This is a genomic window from Leptolyngbya sp. PL-A3, assembly GCF_039962325.1.
Taxonomy (GTDB): domain Bacteria; phylum Cyanobacteriota; class Cyanobacteriia; order Elainellales; family Elainellaceae; genus Vacuolonema.
In genome coordinates, this window is the sequence record NZ_JAMPLB010000019.1 from 60,045 (window position 1) to 78,520 (window position 18,476).

Consider the following 18,476-nt stretch of genomic DNA (forward strand, 5'->3'; position numbering starts at 1 on the left):
TTCGCCAGTCGTTGTATCAAAATGACTGGGCGTTGTTTCACCAGACCCATCACTTTTGGCAGATTATTGCAAGACAAGGTCAGAAAGACCTCTCTCGCCCCCATATCCTGGCCAAACAGGGGTACACTTAATGTTTAGATACACTTTTGAGAAATCAAGATTTATTTGACACCGTATCCTGAACTTTATTCATAGCGTTGTGCAACGGAGTTGAGTGCGAAAGGCTTGGTGTTTGGTTCTTACAGCTCCTACCCTCGGACTCTACTAAGGCGCACAGCACTTCATAAAACAGGCAACAAAAGATACCGGATCGATGTGGGTCAGATAGCACATTAACCCATCGGGTAGATCCTGTTCAAATTAAATCAGCGACGGATAATTGGGTGTCTATTAACCCTCAATACAACCAAAAAGGTTAGACGTATCTTTATGTCAATTGCTGTTGGAATGATTGAAACCCTGGGTTTCCCGGCGGTTGTTGAAGCGGCGGACGCCATGGTGAAAGCGGCGCAGGTCACCTTAGTCGGCTACGAAAAAATTGGCAGTGGCCGGGTCACCGTTATCGTTCGGGGCAATGTTTCCGAAGTTCAGGCTTCCCTCGCTGCCGGAATGGAGTCGGTCAAGCGGGTTAACGGCGGTCAAGTGCTGTCAACCCATATCATTGCCCGTCCCAATGAAAACCTGGAGTATGTGCTACCGATTCGCTACACCGAAGCGGTTACCCAGTTTAGAGCTGTCATGTAAAGCTTTAAAGAAAGAAAAGTGAGCGGTGCTTAGCACCGCTCACTTTTCTTTTGGTATTGCTGAATGGAGGGTGAAACCTGGGTTTCACCCTCCATTCAGCAACGTTTTTTGGATTTATTCTGCAACAAACTGTGATCGGTGCAAGACAACTTCCCCATGGTCGGGAATCCACGCTACCCAGCGATCGCCCTCTTCTTCGCACAGCAGCAGCGCCTCATCATGGCTGAAGGGAGTGAGGCGATCGCGCAACTGCACCCAGCAGTTGGCCTGAGGAATGAACCCACCAGAAGCATTGGACTGTGAGTTAAAGGAGAGCGTTGCTGAATCCATAAAAAATTTCCTCTGTTTCTGTAGCTTATGATACAGAATTTTTGATTGATTAGAAAGGGTTGTCTTGGAAATTAACAAAACTGATTCAACAGCACATGCCTCGAAGGAATGCATCCATCGCAGTGCTTGTGGGCGATCTACCGGTTGTAGGAATTTCCCCTCCAGTGAGGCGTTACAGGGTGCATCCCACTTTTGTAAGTGAGGCGGGCTAAGCCCGCCTCACTTACAAAAGTGGGTTTCCAAATCTGCAAAAGTGGGATGCACCCGGCGTTACACACCCCGATGTTCCGAGAGGCTGTTTAAGCAGTTAGGAGGTTTCTGCATAAGAATTTACCCAGAATGTTGGTGCTTTGCCCGCTTCGCGGGCAAAGCACCAACATTCTGGGGGTAATTTCATTACTGGAAATCTCCTTAATCTTTTATGTGCATAGGGCATAAAAGATTAACTGCTTAAATAGCCTTTAAGCTTAATCCTGTAAAAAGTTTGATTTGATGAGGCGATCGCGTCTGGAATTGTAGATCGCGTCAGTGTTTTTAAAGGTTGTTTTACCTGGGCGCTCGTTGGAAGTAGCACATGTCACGCTTTCTTAGTTTTTTCCTATTAGGTCTTTTTATTGTTATTGGTCTATCTTTTGTTCTATCTATTTTGGATGTTAGCCCCAGTGTAAATTACGCCGTATGTGTATACACAGCCGCCAGTCTTTTGACCTGGCTTCCAATAGTGTCATGGTTAGAGCCTGGGATAAGAGAGACAGGCTCTCTTATCCTGAAGATTGGTCGTTCATTATCAAATTACTGGTTCTTGTCCTGTGGGTTGATTTTTGCTGTTGCTAGCCTGGCTTTATCAATTTTTTTTATTTATGAACACTTCGGTGGCTCTCCTAACTTTGTAGTTACATCAGATGACTGGTCACCTTTAATTCTTTATTGGAATATATCCATTCTCTACATCCTGATTGGATGCAGCAATGTGCTTGTATACGAAAATGGAATGTACTTTATGTTTAACTTATTGAAGTGGCAAGAGATCGATTCTTACCATTGGGATGCGGCACGACCCAACATTCTAGTGTTAAATCATAAACGGCCTTCTAAATTTATCTTTGGTTCTATTTCAAAAATTGATATACCAGAAAAACACAAATTGTTCCTAGACGACGTGCTATCCACAAAATTAGGAACATCAAGCGCTAACTCACGGGACTGACGCATATCTGTTGTGAGTGGGTTGCTAAGCAACCCACTCACAACACACCTGTACTACAGCTAGCAAACTTGCATAAGTCCTGTACATTGTAGGGTTGATTTTTCGTGCGCTAGGCGCACGAAAAATCAACCTATTTGTGACAATGCTCACCGTTGTAGGCACTAGTCGGTGGCACATCTAATGCCGGATTTGCATTGAAGAAACCCACAGGCTTAATCATAAAACCCGAGTAAGCGGTCGGCATAATTGGCCAATCTTCAGGGCGGGTAATGTGATGATGGCCGAAGACGTACCACATCACTACGTCTGTCTCCTCAATGGAGCGGTTAGCCTGTGTCCACTTGGGTAGACCCTCACCACCCGCATGTTGGTTGGGGTAGTTGCCAGCAGGATGCTTTTCTGCATCGTCGTAAGGGGTAACCCAGAGATGTTGGGCCATGAACCCAGCTCGCTTCAGAATAGGAGAGTCTGGATGGGCGAAGGGGAGAACATTTTCGCCGGGAATAAGCTTGAAACCAACGGGTTGATCGAGCCGATTTTTGACGGAGGGGTTCACAATCTTCCAGTAACGAGCTTTGAGGGGGTCAATGATGCGCTTCGCCTCCTGCTCGGTTTTGAGGGGAGTGGAGGTTGCAAAGAAAGCATTGCCCATAGGGTTGTCTGGCCCCGGAGGTGCAGACTCGGAGTTGACTTCGTAAACCGTGTTGGGGCAACCATCGATGTCAAAATCGAGGCGCATACAGAAAATGTGTTGATGGTTTAAACCGTTTAACTCGGGCGCAACGACGGTGCCATATTTCTGGAAATCCATTAATGCACCGCACAGTAGAATTCCTGTTAGCTTGACTTCGTATTGAATGGTTCCATCCTGATAGAAATACCAGAAGAAACCATATTCGTAGTTATCCACTGTGGCGATGAACGAGAGGACAAGACGGCGCGATCGCCTCACCTCCACGCTCTCCCGCCGCCAGTCGGTATGCTTCCACAAGATGCCGTAGTCCTCTTCGTGCATACACACGGCATTCTCGGTGATGGAGACATTGCCTCGGCTATCCGTCAGCACGCCATCAAAGTAGTAAATCTCGCCCAGGCAATCGCAACCCAGTTTGAGGGAGTTCGCCAGAATCCCAATGCCATGTTCGCCAATATCAAAGGCATTTTTGCGATAGTGCTGAATGCGTGGGTCGCCATAGGGCACCACCATTTCCGCCATAGATGCGCGATAAAGAATAGGCCGCAACCGTCCCTCATCCTCATAGCCCACCTGATAGAGCACCAATCCTTCACGCGGATTAAAACCAATGCGTAAATCCCACTTTTGCCAGCGGATGTGGTGCCCCTCAACCTCAAAGCTGGGGCCTTCCGGCTGGGTAATGTGCAACGGCTTGATGTCCTTCCGCATGTCGGGCATGAAGCGGGCTTCGTACTCACCTGGATCAGGAGGTACCGGCACAACTCCATGGTCTTCAATGCGAATTACCTCCATCGTGTTGAGATTCACCATGGGAATCAGGCCATCGATGGGGCGAGAGTAGAAGTTACCCTCAGGATTGGCCCGCAGATAACAGATGCAGCGGGAAATGCGAATCCCCACCTCGTCCTCAAAGCCAAAATTGCCCGGTGCCCAGGGGTCAACCACCACCAGATCCAAATCGGTAATACCGCGTTTTTCCAGTGCCGCAAGAAACTCAGGGTGCTGTTTAACCGCAGCTTCGCACTCCACTAGCTCATCGGGCATGATGTTGGGCTGCACGTCTGGGATGCCAGTCCAACGGGTAACAGTGCCCTGGTTGAGAGAGACGATCGCCTCATAGGTCTTCCCAGTCGCATTGTCGAGCAGAATCAGAAATGCTTCCCGCTCAAAGAGATCGCCCGGTTGATAGCCCAACATGAAAGCTTTAGCAGGCTCCCGCAAAGTGACACAGGGAAAACGGTAGGTGTTGCCCACACGTTTCTCCTGACGGACGATGGCAACGGCCCGTTCAATTTCGGCAGGGCTCAGAGGCTCCAGTGGGTGCAGAGCGGGAGCTGTGATGCTGGGCGAGGATTCGCGAGTAATGGTCATACTATCGTGAGTATTGGTTTCAGAGCTGTTGGGGTTGCTCGGCGATGTCGAGATAACCAGCGATCGCCTACTTACCTTTGAGGATTTTGGGAGGCGATCGCCAATACAGCAGTTTCTACGCTAGCGAATTCTGAAAAGCTTCTGGGTGCTCATTGCAACAAAGCACTCTGGCAAATCCCAAGGAAGTTTGAGGCAATCAATCCTACCTGATGTCGAAGATGTCATAATTTGGCTTTCGCCCGAAAACCGCCAAATTCTTTGCCCCTTTGATGCCTTGTGGTCTAAGGAGATTTCCAGTAATGAAATTACCCCCAGAATGTTGGTGCTTTGCCCGCTTCGCGGGCAAAGCACCAACATTCTGGGTAAATTCTTATGCAGAAACCTCCTAACTATTTGGCTTAAAAAATTGTTCGAGAATTACGGCAAGGCTGAAATGCAAACATGAAGGGTTAATGCGGCGTGCAATGCACGCCGCATTAACCCTTCACAAATCCATTAGTGAACTGAACTATTAGCGTTGCGACAAGGTAATCCGAGTTTCAGAGCTAGTTTCGTTACCCTGACGGGCGGTTGCTCTGACCGTGTAACGCACGCCTGGCACTGGGAGACGGGGAGGAGACACCTCCAGTTGGAATTGGCCATTGCGATCGGCCTGGACTTCCTCGTCAACCAACGTCTGTTCCACCACATTCACCCCTAGCACAGAAACCCGGTAGGTCACTTGGATATCGACAGTGGCATTAGGCCGAGTTTGCCCAACGAGGGTAAACCTACCATTACCTACCTCTTGACCGTCCCTATGACTGGTAAACCGGGGACGTAGCTCTCCCTGAGTTGGAGACGGCGTGGGTTGAGGGGAAGGAGAAGGGGAAGGTGTAGGTGTGGGTGTAGGTTGGGTTGCAACACCAAATTGGAAAGGTTGGGGAGCCGCTGCATAGGTGGACTGGCCCTGTCGCTGGAGGCGAGCAACAACAACTCCTTCCTGAACGCGATCGCTCTGTCCAACTGGCAGAGTAGCGGTATAAACCCCAGAAGAGGTTTCCTGCGCCCTCAACTCCCGAATGGTGCGTCCATCCTGCACTAACAGCACAGAGGCTTGAGCCCCCGGCGTACCATTAATGGTGACGCGGAAGGTAGAACCGGAAGCCTGGGAGCCAGCGTTAGCCGAATGGGTGACGGATGTAATCTGAGCGGTGGGTTGGGCTGCCTGAGTGGTGAAAGACCAGCTGGTAGTTTGGCGATCGCCATTCACGTTGCGGTAATCGACCTGAACCCGTACCAGTTGCCCAGCAGGGAGGGGTTGAGCAGGACGATAGGTAAAGAAACCACGGGTAATGGTACTTTGTCCCGTCACATCCTGGCCGTTGACCAGAATCCGGACGGAACCCGGATCGACAGCGGGACCATTACCCGCATCGAATTCCCCGGAAATGGAGGTGTTGGAAGGCACATTCTGGCCATTGACAGCCGGTTCTACATCTACAAGTCGCTGAGCAAGGGCAAATTGGGGCAGAACGACAGGAGATAGCACGACTCCAAGGGCAGCAACGGAAGCCAATAGGGTTTTCATATTACGGTGTAGTGGAACACTTCTATCTGAGTTCCATTGAATCGTTTTGGCCCTAAAGGTTCCACAAGCTGGGGGTAGATCTATCGATAGTCAGATGGGTTGATTGGCGATCGCCTCAAACGGCCAAATTCTTCGTCACTTTTAAGGGGAGCGGCATACTCATATCTGGCATCCAAAACCTAATGCTGTGACGTCCACCTCGTAGGCATCACAGCATTTGGGGTTTTATGTTTAATTGAGTTGGGCTACTGGGTGGCTTGTGATCTAATCGTTTCCAGCCTTGTCAACAGATCTTCCCTCACGTTGCCACAATTTTATTCCTCAGTTTTCGCTTCGTTGCACAAACAGGTATCCAGCCGCTCAAAGAGAGCAGGAATGTATTCGTAGTAGCGATCGCTCACCAAATACATCGCATCCGTCGTGCAACTGCCGCATCCGGTCGCTGTTTCCGCCAGCAAGCTTTCCAGACGACTGGCAGAGATACCCCCCCAGGGAAATTGCCCATCCACAGGTTCAGAGACGTTCATCGTAGTATCCAAATTCCAGGAGCTACCGACCAGAACAAAGCCAAAAGGATTGTCTTCGCCCCAGGGGGTGTCCCGTCGCCAGCCAACCGCCTGACCGAAACGATCAACCCGTTCCCGTGGGTCAGTGGTTTGGGCCGAAACGGTTTCCCAGATGCGTTGCTGAGCTCGTAATCCCAGCCGCCCCTGACTGGCTGCTGACCACAACTGGTCAATGGTCCGTACGTCCTCGCAGGGGAGATTGGCCAGGAATCCGGAACTGCCATAGTAGAGGTCACCCTGGCGATCGCGTTGCCAGATACGGGATAGGATGGCACGGGTTTCCAGGTCAGCCCGCTGCCAATCTTGCGCCGCCAGGTGTTGCTGAAGGTGGCTGTAATCTATTTGGGTGGTTCCCGTCGCACCGGGCACCAGGTCAAACACAAAGCTTTGCAGCAAGCCCTGGAAGACCTCGCGGGTGTCATCCTCAGGCCCGATATAGTCTGCACGAATGCGGATTACGTAACGGCCATCGGGCGAGGAGAACACAACATTATCCGATTCGTATAAGCCGGTTGCGCTGTAGGCCAAACCTTCCTGACCTGCAACGGAGATGGGGCGATCGCCCTCCTCACTCAGTTCTCCTTTCCAATCTCGCAGGGGCAAACCCTGGGGATTTTCAAACACGCGAATGCGAACAATGGGAGGATTTTCCGTCTGATTTCCACGATTGTAAAAATCCCCTAAATTCCAGATTTCCAGATGTTGCACTGGAACTGGCGCAGTGGACTGCTCTTCACTGGGCACCACGGTGAAGCCCTTTGGCATGACAAAGCGAAACCCATACTCGCTGAAATAAAAGACATCGCGATTGACATCAGGCGCGTCGGGATTGGGAGTGGTGGTTTCAGCCGCGATCGCCTCCCGTTCTGGAAAGCGCATCTCCAGCACTCCCAATCCCAAAATCCCTAACCCTAACGTAACCAATCCTCCAACCACAGCCGCACGTTTCATATCAACTGACCATTGACAACTATGACTACCTGGGATGACTCCCCATTTATTCAGCGAATTTCCGGAAAGTCTTAACCAGTAAGTCTGCTGTCACATTTGTTGGTCGAATTTTTGTGAAAAAAGCAATGGTGTATGGTTTTTAGCTCATTAGTTCGGACAGTTTTTCTGAAACTCTTGGTTTTGCGTGCGCTTCGCGCACGCAAAACCAAGAGTTTCAGAAAAACTGTCCAGAGTATTGTAGCTATCAACCTTTAAAAATTTGAAACCCGCTTTTGTGAGTGAGGAGGCTTTGTCCCCTTCACTTACAAAAGTGGAATACATCCTAGTACGCTGCGGCGGAAATCCATCACCTATGTTTTTGTGTAGGGTGCTTCGCACCCTACACAAAAACATAGTTTGCGAACTTAGGCCGCAGCCTACTAGTGAAGTAACTGGAGCGCTTTTTTATATTTTTCATGTCTTGCAAGATCTTTTTCAGTAATCGTTGCCATCCGGCTTAAATTCATGTTGTCTTTCAAGTCAGCAATTTTAACGGTGGTGGCGATCGCATTCTGCTTCACCCGCTCAATAAAGTCAAAATAATCTTCACCTTCTAATCGCGTTAAAGCCTGAACAGCAGAGGCAACGTCACTCCCAAATTGTCCCTCCAGTTCCTCAAATGTAATGGGAGTATCCTCTAAAGTGTCATGCAAAACCGCAACGATTTTCGTAGTTTCACCCTCTACTGCATTCATGACCCGTAATGGATGCTGAATATAATCTTCACCGGCTTTGTCAACCTGCCCTGCATGTAGACGAGTCGCTAATTGAATGGCTTGTTCTAGTTTTTGCATAACGTGTCTTCAGGTACTCCATGAAATATTGCTTAGAGAAAATAAGTAGCTCAACTGTTCGCTATTTCAAGAGCAATGCGGATTTTCAACTCGTTTTCTTAAAGATTAGATAAAGACAACTATTTCAATCAATTAAAGGAACTTTTAACAGAGTGTATCTATCAATTACAACAAGTTATTAGCCCTTCAAAGCAACCCGCTTATGTATCGAGCACTCCTGTTTTCATCAAGATTCATGATTGGCTTATGGATTGTTCTAGTTAGTGCTTTTCTAAGTTTGCTTTTACTCAATGCACCTCGTGTACCCAGCACCCCTTTTGCGAGTTTGGCAATTTCTACAACCGAAAGCTCCGTCATCTATCTACCCAATCCTATTTTTAACTGCACAGCAACAGACGCACAATTTCAATGTCAAGCCGATGTCCAAAATCAAACACTCAACGTCACATTGCTGAAGGGCTCTGACTATCCATACAACCCCAATGTTTGCCGTGCCGAGTATGGGAACCAACTCGTTAGCTGCAAAGACACAGGCATGAACTATGCACCCATTCTGGCAACGATGTATGAACTGACAGGGCTCCCATTAACTACAGAGCAGCTGCAAGCCATCGAACGCCAATATTGGGGAATTAACACGATTAAGAAATGGGGAGAGATCCGCCTTCTGTGGATCGTGATGGGGTTGGCTCTCGCGGCTGGAGTCATTTTTGGTCTTTTTGCCTGGCTGCATCCAGGAGGGATCAGCAAAGGCTTTGTCAGTGTGGCCTGTGGGTTCGGCACTTACCAAATGGTCTGGAGTGTGTTAGGGCGTTTACCCTACTATGATGCCGTTACCTCTCATGGCCTCACACTCGATACCTGGCATCGGGTACTTCACGGCGGGGCGATCGCCGTAGGCATCATTACCATCTTGACTACGGCCCTCTTCCTCTGGGAGCGGCTCAACCCCATTGGCGCAGTTCTAGCGGGCATCCTCAGCGTTCTTGGGATGTTTCAACTGTGTTGGTCCTCCCTCCGCTGGACTTTCGTTCATCTCCCACCCTTCTTTAGCTTGAGTACATCTTCTTCACACGTTGGGTATGTGCTGATGTGGGTTTCTATGGCGATCGCCACTATCTTCGCTATTTTCACCGCCGTTCAACTCTGGCAACACAGCCGTCAATCTCTGCAATGGTTCCGCTGCCTCAGCGGTAGCTTTGGTGGAGTGGCGATCGCCGCGAATGTCCTTATGGCCCTGCTACTCGGACTGGGATACATCGACTAGAAATTGAAAAGGCAATAGCACCAACAGGTTCATTGCTAATTTGGATTTAGCTTCTTCATGAAGAGTATTTGCGTACTCTTAGGGTTTGCGTGAAAGCGCTGCCACATGAAGAAGCTTTTTGTATAGCAGCACTTGCTATCGCTAGCAATTCGTTCTTTCAGAAGATCGAAACCAGAGTAAAACGCTGTTGAAACTGCTAAACGTTCTCTCGAATGTTGTTGTATCTACAGGCGTTCTTCTGTCTCCAAAGCATTGAGATTAACTAAAGAGCCAGAATCCCAGGATGTTTAACGTCTTGGGACTCTATAGCTTAGCTTCGCACTTGGACAGGCATTACCAAGTAAGTCATTTTCATGCCACCTAAAGGGACGATGATCGAGGGGCTGGTCGATGTATTGAACTGCATCTGAATATCAGTGGTGTTGAAGGCTTTGAGTCCTTCCAACAGATATTTCACGTTGAAGGCAATTTCCAAGTCATCGCCGGAGACTTGGGCGGGCATCGCTTCTCGACCACTGCCAACGTCTGGAGCATCTACAGACAACACAACTTCCTGGGCACCAGAATCAATATTAAATTTGACGATGTTGTTTTTCTGGTCAGCCAAAACTGCGATTCGTTCCAGAGAGCTGGTAAAAGCGCGGCGATCGACCGTCATCTGACGTGAGAATTGCCGGGGAATCAGTTGGCGATAGTTAGGATACTGGCCTTCCAGCAGACGGCTGGTGAGCCGCTGATTTTCCCATTCAAAAATTAATTGCCCCTGGTCAAAGCGAACGGCGATCGCATTTCCCGCACTGTTCATCTGCAACATCCGCTCTAGCTCTCGCAAGGCTTTACCGGGAACGGTTACATCAAACGTGTCATCTTCACTGACAGCGGCATCCTCCACATTAGGAGTTTGGACAACGGCCAGTCGGTGGCCATCCGTGGCTGCAAATTCCATACCTTCGGTATCAACCGTCAGGTGAACTCCCGTGAGAACTTGCTTGGCTTCATCGCTACTGGCTGCAAAAAGAGAACCACGCAATCCTTCGATCAGTGCTTCGACAGGGAGGCTACTGGTACCTTCAGTGTCCGCGATCGTTGGTAATTCTGGATAATCTTCAGCGCCCATGCCACGCATCTGATACCGCCCAGAGGTAGAAGTCAGCGTAGCGGTATGCTCGCCAGATTCATCTTCTAGCGTAAGGCTTCCATCGGGAAGGCGCGAAACGATGTCTGACAACAGACGAGCTGGAAGCGTTAATTTACCTCCAGTTTCTACCTCAGCGCTAAAACTGGTTTGCACTCCTAAGCTCAAATCAAAACCCGTTAAACGCACTTGCTGCGTTTCTTCATCCGCTATCAAGAGAATATTCGCAAGAACCGGGTGGCTGGGTCGAGACGGTACGGCGCGGCTAACGAGTGAAAGGTGGGCGTTGAGATCGCTCTGGGTACAGGTCAGTTTCATGGAGTGCAAAACCGCGAGGGAAAGAAGAGGTCTGAACGAATCGGTGCAAGCGCGATCGGCTTGGACGGTGATCTTATCACCCCTGCTTTGCCCGTTCAACGCGATCGCCTGAACGCCTTTCTTGATCTGCTTTTGATCAATTTTTTAAAAGACCGGATCGTAGTAGTAGGGCGTGTGGAAACTGTGGAAAAAGATCGGGGATCAATCAAAAACGCCTGCTCAAGTCTGATCGGGCCTGTGGAAAACTTGTGGAAAACCTAGGGGTTTATCCACAGGCCAGAAAGCTGAAACTCTTTTTCCACGATCGTTTCACGGTTTTCCACGATCTTCCCCCCAAGATTTCCCCAAAAGATCGTGAGCTTTTCCACAGATCTTTTTGTAAAGTTTCGTAAGTTGGTTGCCAAGGGACGCAATTTCCTAAGGCTAGAGTTCCAATTAATGGCCGCTCTCAACAAATTTCATCTGTTGGAAGAATCCAATTAACTTCGTTTGGGCAATCAATAAAGCGATCGGCTAATCTGGTCTGTGTGTCTGATGGATGCTGTCGCGATCGCTCGTTTTAGGCGAACGGCAAGATAATTGGCTAGAAAAAAACTGGGCGCATCATCCCAGCTTTCCTCGGTTGCTTCAGGTGTTTGGGTGGGAATGAGATCGCCCGCTGGCTTCTACCCAAATCGCCCAATGCTCGGTAAGCTGATGATTGAGGAAAAATGTAACAATTTGTTTCGTCTTCATTCCTCCTGTTATGGCAATACCGTTCATTCAACCTCGTGCAATGGCTTCCCCAACCGTCACTCCCGATAAGGTTAGCCAAACCGTTAAAAAGACCTATCCTAACTTCAAAGTGATCGTGCTCGACGATGACTTCAATACGTTTCAGCACGTCGCCGAATGCTTAATGAAATACATTCCTCAAATGACCAGCGATCGCGCCTGGGAACTGACCAACCAGGTTCACTTCGACGGGCAAGCGGTCGTCTGGGTAGGGCCACAAGAACAGGCCGAACTCTACCATCAACAACTCCGCCGCGAGGGGCTGACAATGGCTCCTCTGGAGGCCGCCTAGTGCCGCTTATAACTTGTATAGCTGTTGATCAACGGGCTGCTTTGGGTATTGGCCATGCGTAATACCCCTGGCGGCCGCTTGGTCTGGAACCACTCAACTCATCTACCCGGCCTCATCCCCATTCTGGAACGCCTGACCCAGGTTGCTGGCATCAGTACCATCACCCCGGCCGTCATCGGTCGGGCCAAAAGCAACACGCCCGAACTTAAAATCAAGGTTTCCATCCCCATTCGCGGTGGCTTTAAGTTAATTGCCCGCAAAGGTAAAACCTTCCAAGAAGTATTCGTGTTGACGACGTTGAACCAGGGAGAGTTAGAAGGGGCGATCGCTCAGGTTTTGGGATAAGGCAGGAGGAAAGATAGGAGGCAGAGGGCAGAGGGAAAAAGGCAAGTATTTTCAGGTATTGCGCTTAATTTATCCCTCTACCTTTGGCTTTAATCCCTACTTCTACCTCCTGCCCTCTGCCTTATATCATGTCTGGTTAAATGCACATGATATAAGGTCAGGGAAAAACGCTGGAGTGCTTGCTAAATCGTCATTGTGCAAAAGTGAGTATTATGTGCATTTAAGGCGACATGATATTAGGAGATTTCCAGTAATGAAATTACCCCCAGAATGTTGGTGCTTTGCCCGCGAAGCGGGCAAAGCACCAACATTCTGGGTAAATTCTTATGCAGAAACCTCCTTACATAATCTCAATGCCATCAATCCGTCGCATATCCCGATCGACTTCATACCATAAAGTCCGATTGTGGGGGTCGGTGCGCAGAGCTTTGTTGAGGAAGATTTTGGCTTTATCAAATTGGCGAGTACTGATCAGGTGGCGGCCCCAACGCTGGTAAACCACGGCCAACCACTGGCGAACTTCGGCGTCCTGGGGAAGGCGTTGGGCAAGACCTTCAACGAGGGCGATCGCTCGTGGATACCGTTGTTCCTGGAGCGATCGCTGCAACAGCTCAAAGACCTTTTCCTTCATCTGGTGGTCACTGGCGGACGTATTGGGGTCACGCTGCACCACCGGGCGTTTCCGAATACTGCTGGGGGTGGCCGGTTTTACAGCAGGCTGAGCTGAAGTTTTGGGTTGAGCGACTTTAGGCTGGGCGGCCGCCGTTGACTTTGTGGATTTCGTGTCAGCAGGCTTTGCAGCGGCGGTTGTCTGGGTTTTGCGCCGGGCCTTTAGCACCGAGGGTTGGGCGGCATCCAGGAGCTTGTGATAGGCGTCTGTGAGCTGAATAAAGGTGTCTTTAGCCTTGACCGAGCCGGGATTCATGTCGGGATGGTAACGACGTGCCAAACGACGGTAGGCGGCCTTAATCTCGTCGTAACTGGCCCCTTCCCTTAATCCCAACAGGCGATAGCAATCCGCAAGCTTCATCCAAAAAAGGCAGAATTAATGGAATTCTGCCACCAGAAACGTAAAAATTAACCGATCTGAACAGAAATTATTGCCATCATTACACGATCGGTAGGGTTTTGGCGTGAGTAGATAGTTGCAGCATCGGCAATGGGGATAAGCTGTGGTCAGTCCATGGCCCATTGCCGATTACCAACTTCTACGAAAAAAGATTGGCTTTCACAGGTAGCAACCTGGAAAACCAATCTTTCGACTATCGATTTAAGATTACCCGTTCTTATCTTCAATCACGCGATCGATCAATCCGTACTGTTGTGCCTCAAAGGCCGACATAAAGTTGTCGCGATCGGTGTCTTTTTCGATCTGCTCCACCGTTTGGCCGGTGTGCATCGCCATCAACTCATTGAGTTCTTGACGAACTCGTAGAATTTGCTTGGCTTCGATTTCGATGTCAGTTGCCTGACGCCGTCCGGTTCCACCTAGAGGCTGGTGGATCATAATGCGGGAGTGGGGCAGGGCCATGCGCTTGCCCTTTGTTCCAGCGGTGAGCAGGAAGGCTCCCATGGAAGCCGCCAGACCCACGCAGATGGTGATCACTTCTGATTTGATGTGCTGCATGGTGTCGTAGATAGCCATGCCAGCGGTCACCGAGCCACCGGGAGAGTTGATGTAGATATAAATGGGTTTGTTCTGATCCTCAGAATCGAGGTACAGCATCGACGCGATGATGGAGTTGGCCAGGGAGTCAGTGACTTCCTGTCCCAGGAAAATGATGCGCTCCTGGCTCAGGCGGGTGTAGATATCAATCCACCGCTCGTAGGTGCTGCCAGGGAGGCGGTAAGGAACGCTAGGAATACCGATAGGCATGGGTCAGAACCGTGGAGTAGAAGTTTAACGCAGGTTCCAGGTGAGAATTCTGGTCAGGCTAGCGGCCGTCACAGAAAACCTCTGGCAAAGGCGAAGAATTCGCCCTCTCAAGGGATTCGACAGATGGGGCGAAGGCGATTCGCCCCCGGAACGCTATCAGGTTAATGCGGGAACCGGCTTGGGAAGCTGTTTAGTGCTTTCCAGAACGCGATCAATCAGACCGTATTCCTTGGCCTCCTGGGGCGTCAGGTACAGCATCCGATCGGTATCCCGGTCGATCTTCTCGGGATCTTGCCCTGTGTTGCGGGAGAGAATTTCCAACGTAGCGGTTTTGTTGGCAATCACTTCCTTGGCACGGATTTGAATATCCGTCGCTTGCCCCTGGGCTCCAGTACGTGTCTGGTTGAGCACGATGGTGGCATGGGCGAGGCTAGCGCGGTAGCCCTTTGTACCAGCGGACAGAATCATGGCAGCAGTACCCATGGCCTGACCGACGCAGATGGTATGAACGGGTGGTTTAATGTAGCTGAGGGTATCGCAGATGGCGAAGGCTTCGGTTTCGTAGCCAATCGCGTCGCCGTCGTACCAGGAGGTGCCCGTCGAGTTGATGTAGAAAAAGATGGGCTTCTCGGGGTCGTCAAACTGCAAATAGAGCAACTGAGCGATGATCAGTTCCGTTACATCCACGCCGACGCGCCGCTTCACGTCGTCGGAAGAGAACAGGGGCATCCCCAGGTAGACGATGCGCTCCTTTAACAGAAGAGACGGCAGGTCGGGCGGCGGCGTCCGATAAGATGCTTCGCCATAATAGGTGGACTGAACGGCCTTAATGGGTGAATCCATATGCAAATGTTGCAGTTTAGCGTTGCAGTTGCCTGAAACAGGGATATTCTTTCTACCATAGTAGCGTGAAGCTGAGATGTGGTAGGAGCGCGGCATGAGAGTGGGTGTACAGGCGGTGTTGAGCGATCCCAATTTAGATGCAGCTCAACCCAGTAACCAGCGACAATTGGCAGTGTCCATTTCGGCGATCGCAGAACCCAGTAGCCGCACGGCTCCCCTGAATCTGTGTCTGATCCTCGATCATAGTGGATCCATGGCGGGCCGACCGTTAGAAACGGTGAAGCAGGCCGCTCATCGGATTGTGGAGAAGTTATCTCCGGGCGATCGCATTTCCATTGTGGTGTTCGACCACAAGGCCAAAGTGCTGGTGCCCAACCAGTACGTCGAAAGCCCTTCAGGAATTAAGGTTCAAATTAATAAACTCACTCCCAGCGGCGGCACTGCCATTGATGAAGGGATGCGTTTGGGAATTGAAGAACTGGCGAAAGCCAAAAAAGATACGATTTCCCAGGCATTGCTGCTGACAGATGGGGAGAACGAGCATGGCGACAACGATCGCTGTTTCAAATTAGCGGAGCTGGCCGCTAACTACAACCTTACGCTGAACACCCTGGGCTTTGGTGACCACTGGAACCAGGACGTTTTGGAACGGATTGCCGATGCAGCGGGCGGTACTCTGGCCTATATCCAGCGTCCTGAAGACGCTGTATCAGAGTTTGGCCGTCTGTTTGAACGAATGCAGTCTGTGGCGTTGACCAATGCCTACCTGATGCTGCAACTCATGCCAAACGTGCGGCTGGCGGAAATGAAGCCCCTGGCCCAGGTGGTGCCCGATACTGTCGAGCTAACCCCTACCCGTGAAGGTTCCAACTTGTTGGTACGTTTGGGAGATTTGATGGTCGATTCCCCCCGTGTTGTATTGGCAAACCTGTATGCCGGTGGCTTATCCGAAGGAACGCACCCACTGGCGGCAGTTCGAGTGCGCTACGATGACCCGTCTCAAAACCGGGAAGGGTTGCTCTCGGAGCCGATTACGATTTCTGCGAATGCCTTAACGGCCTATCAACCTGCGCCCGAACCGGCTGTGCAACAACATGTGCTGGCCCTGGCAAAGTACCGCCAAACCCAGATTGCCGAGACCAAGCTGCAACAGGGCGATCGCACCGGAGCGGCTACCATGCTCCAGACTGCCGCCAAAACAGCCCTACAGATGGGCGACCAGAATGCGGCGACGGTGTTACAAGAAAACGCAACCCGTTTGCAATCCGGGGAGAACCTATCGGAGAGCGATCGCAAGAAAACCCGTCTCGTCTCTAAAACCATGCTTCAGGGCCCATAGAGAGCTTATTGAGCGAAGGATAAACGGTTGAGGGGCAGTGCACTGCACTGCCCCTCAACCGTAAGAATATGAGGGTGATTACCGCCCGTTTTGAGGACGTGCTTGCAGAAACATCCGCTCAAAACTCAGCCCTAAAATACCTGTGGTCACCAGGATAATACCCAACCACTGTACTGCCTGCAACTCATCCGCTGTGATAAAAAAGGCGAGCAATGCCGTCAACACAGGGCCGCTAGCGGCAATGATGGAGGCTCGCGCTGCACCCAGTCGTTTGACACCCAAGTTATTGAGTAGATAACCGACTAGGGTTAAGCTTCCTAACACAATACCGCCAAGCAATAAGCCCAGCAGGTTGTTGGGGGGTTCCTTGACAGGGAACCAGATGGTCAGCATGACGCTGGTCAAGACAAAAATCGTGATGAATTGAACAACGCTGACAGGTACCGGGTGCAGCTTGCGGAAGCTAATCTGCATGGCAATCAGATATAGCGCAAAGAAAATACCCGATAGAATGGCGCTAAAAATTCCCCATTGAGAGACGTTGGTTACGGTTAATCGGGGAAGTGTGGTCAGAACCACCCCGAATAGAATTGTCGCCATCACCAGCCATCGGATTAAGCTGGGGCGATCGCCAAACAAAAACCATGCCAGGGGCACCGTAATTAGCGGATACATGAACAGAATGGTGACTGCAACACCAGGGCCGATGCTGGCGATCGCAATATAAATCAGCACCTGGGACAAAAATAGAAAGACCCCACTGCCGATGACGCTACGAATCAATCGCGGATCGCGGGATAGGGTAAAGCTTTTGATATCGCGCCAGGAGGCTGGGTAAAGAAAACTGGCAATGCCCATCATTACCGGAACGACCACCAGCATCCGTAACCAAAGAATCAGCAGCGCAGCATCTAAGCTCTTCAGCTCGATTGAACGGGACAGGTTAAAGACACCAAAAATGCTGGTTTGCTCCGTACTGACAATCCTGACAACCACATTGTGTAGAGATAACGCCAGTGTCGAGAGCAGGATCAGAATTAAGCCCTGCTGAGCAACATTGAAGCGAGGAGCAGACCCAGAGCGGGAAGCAGATTGCGGAGGGATTACGGCTATGGACCGAACCATTTGAGGCGGGGGTGGCGGCGGGGGCGGCGGTGACGTAGTCGGATAGGTTGACCGCGAGCCATTACTGGGAGGTGGCGTATCGGTTGGGTAGCTAGGAGGCTCAACTCGGAACCCATTGGCTAGGGTGTGGGGCCCTGTTGGAAACGACTGAGAATCTTGAGGAATACGGGCCAGCTCGCTCTGGAGGCGATCGCTCAATCGGCTGACCAGGGTTTCCAGCAACACCTCACCCTGTTTCTCCAGGCTTTGCATGCGATCGAGCTGCTGGGTGAGGGAGCTGTGATAGCTATTCAGATCCTGCTGGAGAGAGACAAGAGCCTGATTGAGGGTCTCATCCAGTGCCATTAAAGTTTGGGAGGTGTGACCGTTACCGTTTCCTCCGGGGAGGGAGGGATTGCTATCTGCCGTCAGACGTTGGCTCAGAATCTGGTAAAGGTGGCCAGCGAGAGCCTGAGCCAGTTGTTTCGCCCAAACTTTTTGTTGAGCTTGCTGTTGCTGACTCAGCAGAACCTCATGCTCAGACTGGAGTTGAGAATTTTGAGTCTGAAGGGTGTCAATTTCGGTTTGGAGTCGCGATCGCTCGGCTTGTAAGCGCGAGATATCTTGGCTCAGTTGTGACACCAGATTCTGCTGAAGGCTCCGTAAGTCTTGCGTGACGCTCCGCAAAACTTGATCGACGGCCTGGCGGTCGTTTGGTGTGGATTCGGGAGGTCGATTTTGCGATTCACCCATCCTGTGCAGCCCTAGCAAACAATGGTTTCAAAAGTATTGATGACAGCTCAAGTGACGACAGCTTAACTCAGCCGGATAGAACGAAGCGATGCATCACTGAGAGAAGGCTCTCTGTCTTGTTTCTTCTCCCTTTCAGAGGTTAACCCATCTTTAGGGGAATG

At 50.6% G+C, this 18,476-nt stretch carries 16 protein-coding genes; 6 read left to right on the top strand and 10 right to left on the bottom strand.

Annotation, left to right across the window (positions count from 1 at the left end; translation table 11 throughout):
* Window positions 1-429 precede the first annotated feature (429 nt).
* Entirely contained in the window at window positions 430-744 is a 315-nt protein-coding gene (locus NDI52_RS16005; protein WP_190773265.1) for a carbon dioxide-concentrating mechanism protein CcmK, read from the top strand.
* A 114-nt stretch (window positions 745-858) separates the two neighbouring features.
* Here the strand turns inward: NDI52_RS16005 and NDI52_RS16010 are convergent, their stop codons facing one another.
* The gene (locus NDI52_RS16010) at window positions 859-1,074 is read right to left on the bottom strand and encodes a hypothetical protein (RefSeq protein WP_190773264.1); all 216 of its coding nucleotides are present in this window, start codon (window positions 1,072-1,074) and stop codon (window positions 859-861) included.
* Between the two features lie 574 nt (window positions 1,075-1,648).
* On the opposite strand from NDI52_RS16010, the gene NDI52_RS16015 reads away from it, so the two are divergent.
* Window positions 1,649-2,281 carry a hypothetical protein gene (locus NDI52_RS16015; protein WP_190773263.1) on the top strand — a complete coding sequence of 211 codons (633 nt, stop codon included), beginning with the start codon at window positions 1,649-1,651 and terminating at the stop codon, window positions 2,279-2,281.
* Window positions 2,282-2,411: 130 nt separating this feature from the next.
* Here NDI52_RS16015 and NDI52_RS16020 read toward each other — a convergent pair whose 3' ends face one another.
* The 4 genes from NDI52_RS16020 to NDI52_RS16035 all read right to left on the bottom strand — a co-directional run bounded on the left by NDI52_RS16020 (window position 2,412) and on the right by NDI52_RS16035 (window position 8,269).
* Window positions 2,412-4,349 (bottom strand): primary-amine oxidase, encoded by a 1,938-nt coding sequence (locus tag NDI52_RS16020; protein WP_190773262.1) that lies wholly within the window; start codon window positions 4,347-4,349, stop codon window positions 2,412-2,414.
* Window positions 4,350-4,860: 511 nt separating this feature from the next.
* A complete protein-coding gene (locus NDI52_RS16025) occupies window positions 4,861-5,919 on the bottom strand; it encodes an Ig-like domain-containing protein (RefSeq protein WP_190773261.1) in 1,059 nt (352 codons plus the stop codon).
* A 314-nt stretch (window positions 5,920-6,233) separates the two neighbouring features.
* Complete coding sequence (locus tag NDI52_RS16030; protein ID WP_190773260.1) at window positions 6,234-7,436, bottom strand: GUN4 domain-containing protein; 1,203 nt, start codon at window positions 7,434-7,436, stop codon at window positions 6,234-6,236.
* Between the two features lie 419 nt (window positions 7,437-7,855).
* A complete protein-coding gene (locus NDI52_RS16035) occupies window positions 7,856-8,269 on the bottom strand; it encodes an HD domain-containing protein (RefSeq protein ID WP_190773259.1) in 414 nt (137 codons plus the stop codon).
* 325 nt (window positions 8,270-8,594) lie between these two features.
* Between NDI52_RS16035 and NDI52_RS16040 the strand changes: the two genes are divergently transcribed.
* Window positions 8,595-9,536, top strand: coding sequence for a hypothetical protein (locus NDI52_RS16040; RefSeq protein ID WP_190773258.1), 942 nt, complete (start codon window positions 8,595-8,597; stop codon window positions 9,534-9,536).
* A gap of 310 nt (window positions 9,537-9,846) precedes the next feature.
* Here the strand turns inward: NDI52_RS16040 and dnaN are convergent, their stop codons facing one another.
* Window positions 9,847-10,989, bottom strand: a complete 1,143-nt coding sequence (gene dnaN / locus NDI52_RS16045) for a DNA polymerase III subunit beta (protein WP_190773257.1) — start codon at window positions 10,987-10,989, stop codon at window positions 9,847-9,849.
* A 775-nt stretch (window positions 10,990-11,764) separates the two neighbouring features.
* Here dnaN and clpS point away from each other — a divergent pair.
* Together clpS and NDI52_RS16055 are read left to right on the top strand one after the other, a co-directional pair.
* Entirely contained in the window at window positions 11,765-12,055 is a 291-nt protein-coding gene (clpS, locus tag NDI52_RS16050; RefSeq protein ID WP_242035771.1) for an ATP-dependent Clp protease adapter ClpS, read from the top strand.
* A gap of 54 nt (window positions 12,056-12,109) precedes the next feature.
* Window positions 12,110-12,400: a DUF2103 domain-containing protein gene (locus tag NDI52_RS16055; RefSeq protein WP_190773255.1), complete on the top strand. Its 291-nt coding sequence runs from the start codon at window positions 12,110-12,112 to the stop codon at window positions 12,398-12,400.
* Window positions 12,401-12,740: 340 nt separating this feature from the next.
* Here NDI52_RS16055 and NDI52_RS16060 read toward each other — a convergent pair whose 3' ends face one another.
* From NDI52_RS16060 to NDI52_RS16070, 3 genes are all read right to left on the bottom strand, one after another.
* Window positions 12,741-13,430: a DnaJ domain-containing protein gene (locus tag NDI52_RS16060; RefSeq protein WP_190772145.1), complete on the bottom strand. Its 690-nt coding sequence runs from the start codon at window positions 13,428-13,430 to the stop codon at window positions 12,741-12,743.
* A 246-nt stretch (window positions 13,431-13,676) separates the two neighbouring features.
* Window positions 13,677-14,276 carry an ATP-dependent Clp protease proteolytic subunit gene (locus NDI52_RS16065; protein WP_190772144.1) on the bottom strand — a complete coding sequence of 200 codons (600 nt, stop codon included), beginning with the start codon at window positions 14,274-14,276 and terminating at the stop codon, window positions 13,677-13,679.
* 156 nt (window positions 14,277-14,432) lie between these two features.
* Window positions 14,433-15,119, bottom strand: a complete 687-nt coding sequence (locus tag NDI52_RS16070; RefSeq protein WP_190772143.1) for an ATP-dependent Clp protease proteolytic subunit — start codon at window positions 15,117-15,119, stop codon at window positions 14,433-14,435.
* A gap of 94 nt (window positions 15,120-15,213) precedes the next feature.
* Here NDI52_RS16070 and NDI52_RS16075 point away from each other — a divergent pair, with 94 nt between their 5' ends.
* Window positions 15,214-16,458, top strand: coding sequence for a VWA domain-containing protein (locus NDI52_RS16075; protein ID WP_190772142.1), 1,245 nt, complete (start codon window positions 15,214-15,216; stop codon window positions 16,456-16,458).
* 78 nt (window positions 16,459-16,536) lie between these two features.
* Here NDI52_RS16075 and NDI52_RS16080 read toward each other — a convergent pair whose 3' ends face one another.
* Window positions 16,537-18,315 carry an EamA family transporter gene (locus NDI52_RS16080; RefSeq protein ID WP_190772141.1) on the bottom strand — a complete coding sequence of 593 codons (1,779 nt, stop codon included), beginning with the start codon at window positions 18,313-18,315 and terminating at the stop codon, window positions 16,537-16,539.
* Between the last annotated feature and the right edge of the window lie 161 nt (window positions 18,316-18,476).

What these genes read in the sequence shown, in the direction of transcription:
- NDI52_RS16005 (WP_190773265.1), top strand. Translation starts at nt 430, where the DNA reads ATGTCAATTGCTGTTGGAATGATTGAAACCCTGGGTTTCCCGGCGGTT.
- NDI52_RS16010 (WP_190773264.1), bottom strand. Translation starts at nt 1,074, where the DNA reads ATGGATTCAGCAACGCTCTCCTTTAACTCACAGTCCAATGCTTCTGGT.
- NDI52_RS16015 (WP_190773263.1), top strand. Translation starts at nt 1,649, where the DNA reads ATGTCACGCTTTCTTAGTTTTTTCCTATTAGGTCTTTTTATTGTTATT.
- NDI52_RS16020 (WP_190773262.1), bottom strand. Translation starts at nt 4,349, where the DNA reads ATGACCATTACTCGCGAATCCTCGCCCAGCATCACAGCTCCCGCTCTG.
- NDI52_RS16025 (WP_190773261.1), bottom strand. Translation starts at nt 5,919, where the DNA reads ATGAAAACCCTATTGGCTTCCGTTGCTGCCCTTGGAGTCGTGCTATCT.
- NDI52_RS16030 (WP_190773260.1), bottom strand. Translation starts at nt 7,436, where the DNA reads ATGAAACGTGCGGCTGTGGTTGGAGGATTGGTTACGTTAGGGTTAGGG.
- NDI52_RS16035 (WP_190773259.1), bottom strand. Translation starts at nt 8,269, where the DNA reads ATGCAAAAACTAGAACAAGCCATTCAATTAGCGACTCGTCTACATGCA.
- dnaN (WP_190773257.1), bottom strand. Translation starts at nt 10,989, where the DNA reads ATGAAACTGACCTGTACCCAGAGCGATCTCAACGCCCACCTTTCACTC.
- clpS (WP_242035771.1), top strand. Translation starts at nt 11,765, where the DNA reads ATGGCTTCCCCAACCGTCACTCCCGATAAGGTTAGCCAAACCGTTAAA.
- NDI52_RS16055 (WP_190773255.1), top strand. Translation starts at nt 12,110, where the DNA reads ATGCGTAATACCCCTGGCGGCCGCTTGGTCTGGAACCACTCAACTCAT.
- NDI52_RS16060 (WP_190772145.1), bottom strand. Translation starts at nt 13,430, where the DNA reads ATGAAGCTTGCGGATTGCTATCGCCTGTTGGGATTAAGGGAAGGGGCC.
- NDI52_RS16065 (WP_190772144.1), bottom strand. Translation starts at nt 14,276, where the DNA reads ATGCCTATCGGTATTCCTAGCGTTCCTTACCGCCTCCCTGGCAGCACC.
- NDI52_RS16070 (WP_190772143.1), bottom strand. Translation starts at nt 15,119, where the DNA reads ATGGATTCACCCATTAAGGCCGTTCAGTCCACCTATTATGGCGAAGCA.
- NDI52_RS16075 (WP_190772142.1), top strand. Translation starts at nt 15,214, where the DNA reads ATGAGAGTGGGTGTACAGGCGGTGTTGAGCGATCCCAATTTAGATGCA.
- NDI52_RS16080 (WP_190772141.1), bottom strand. Translation starts at nt 18,315, where the DNA reads ATGGGTGAATCGCAAAATCGACCTCCCGAATCCACACCAAACGACCGC.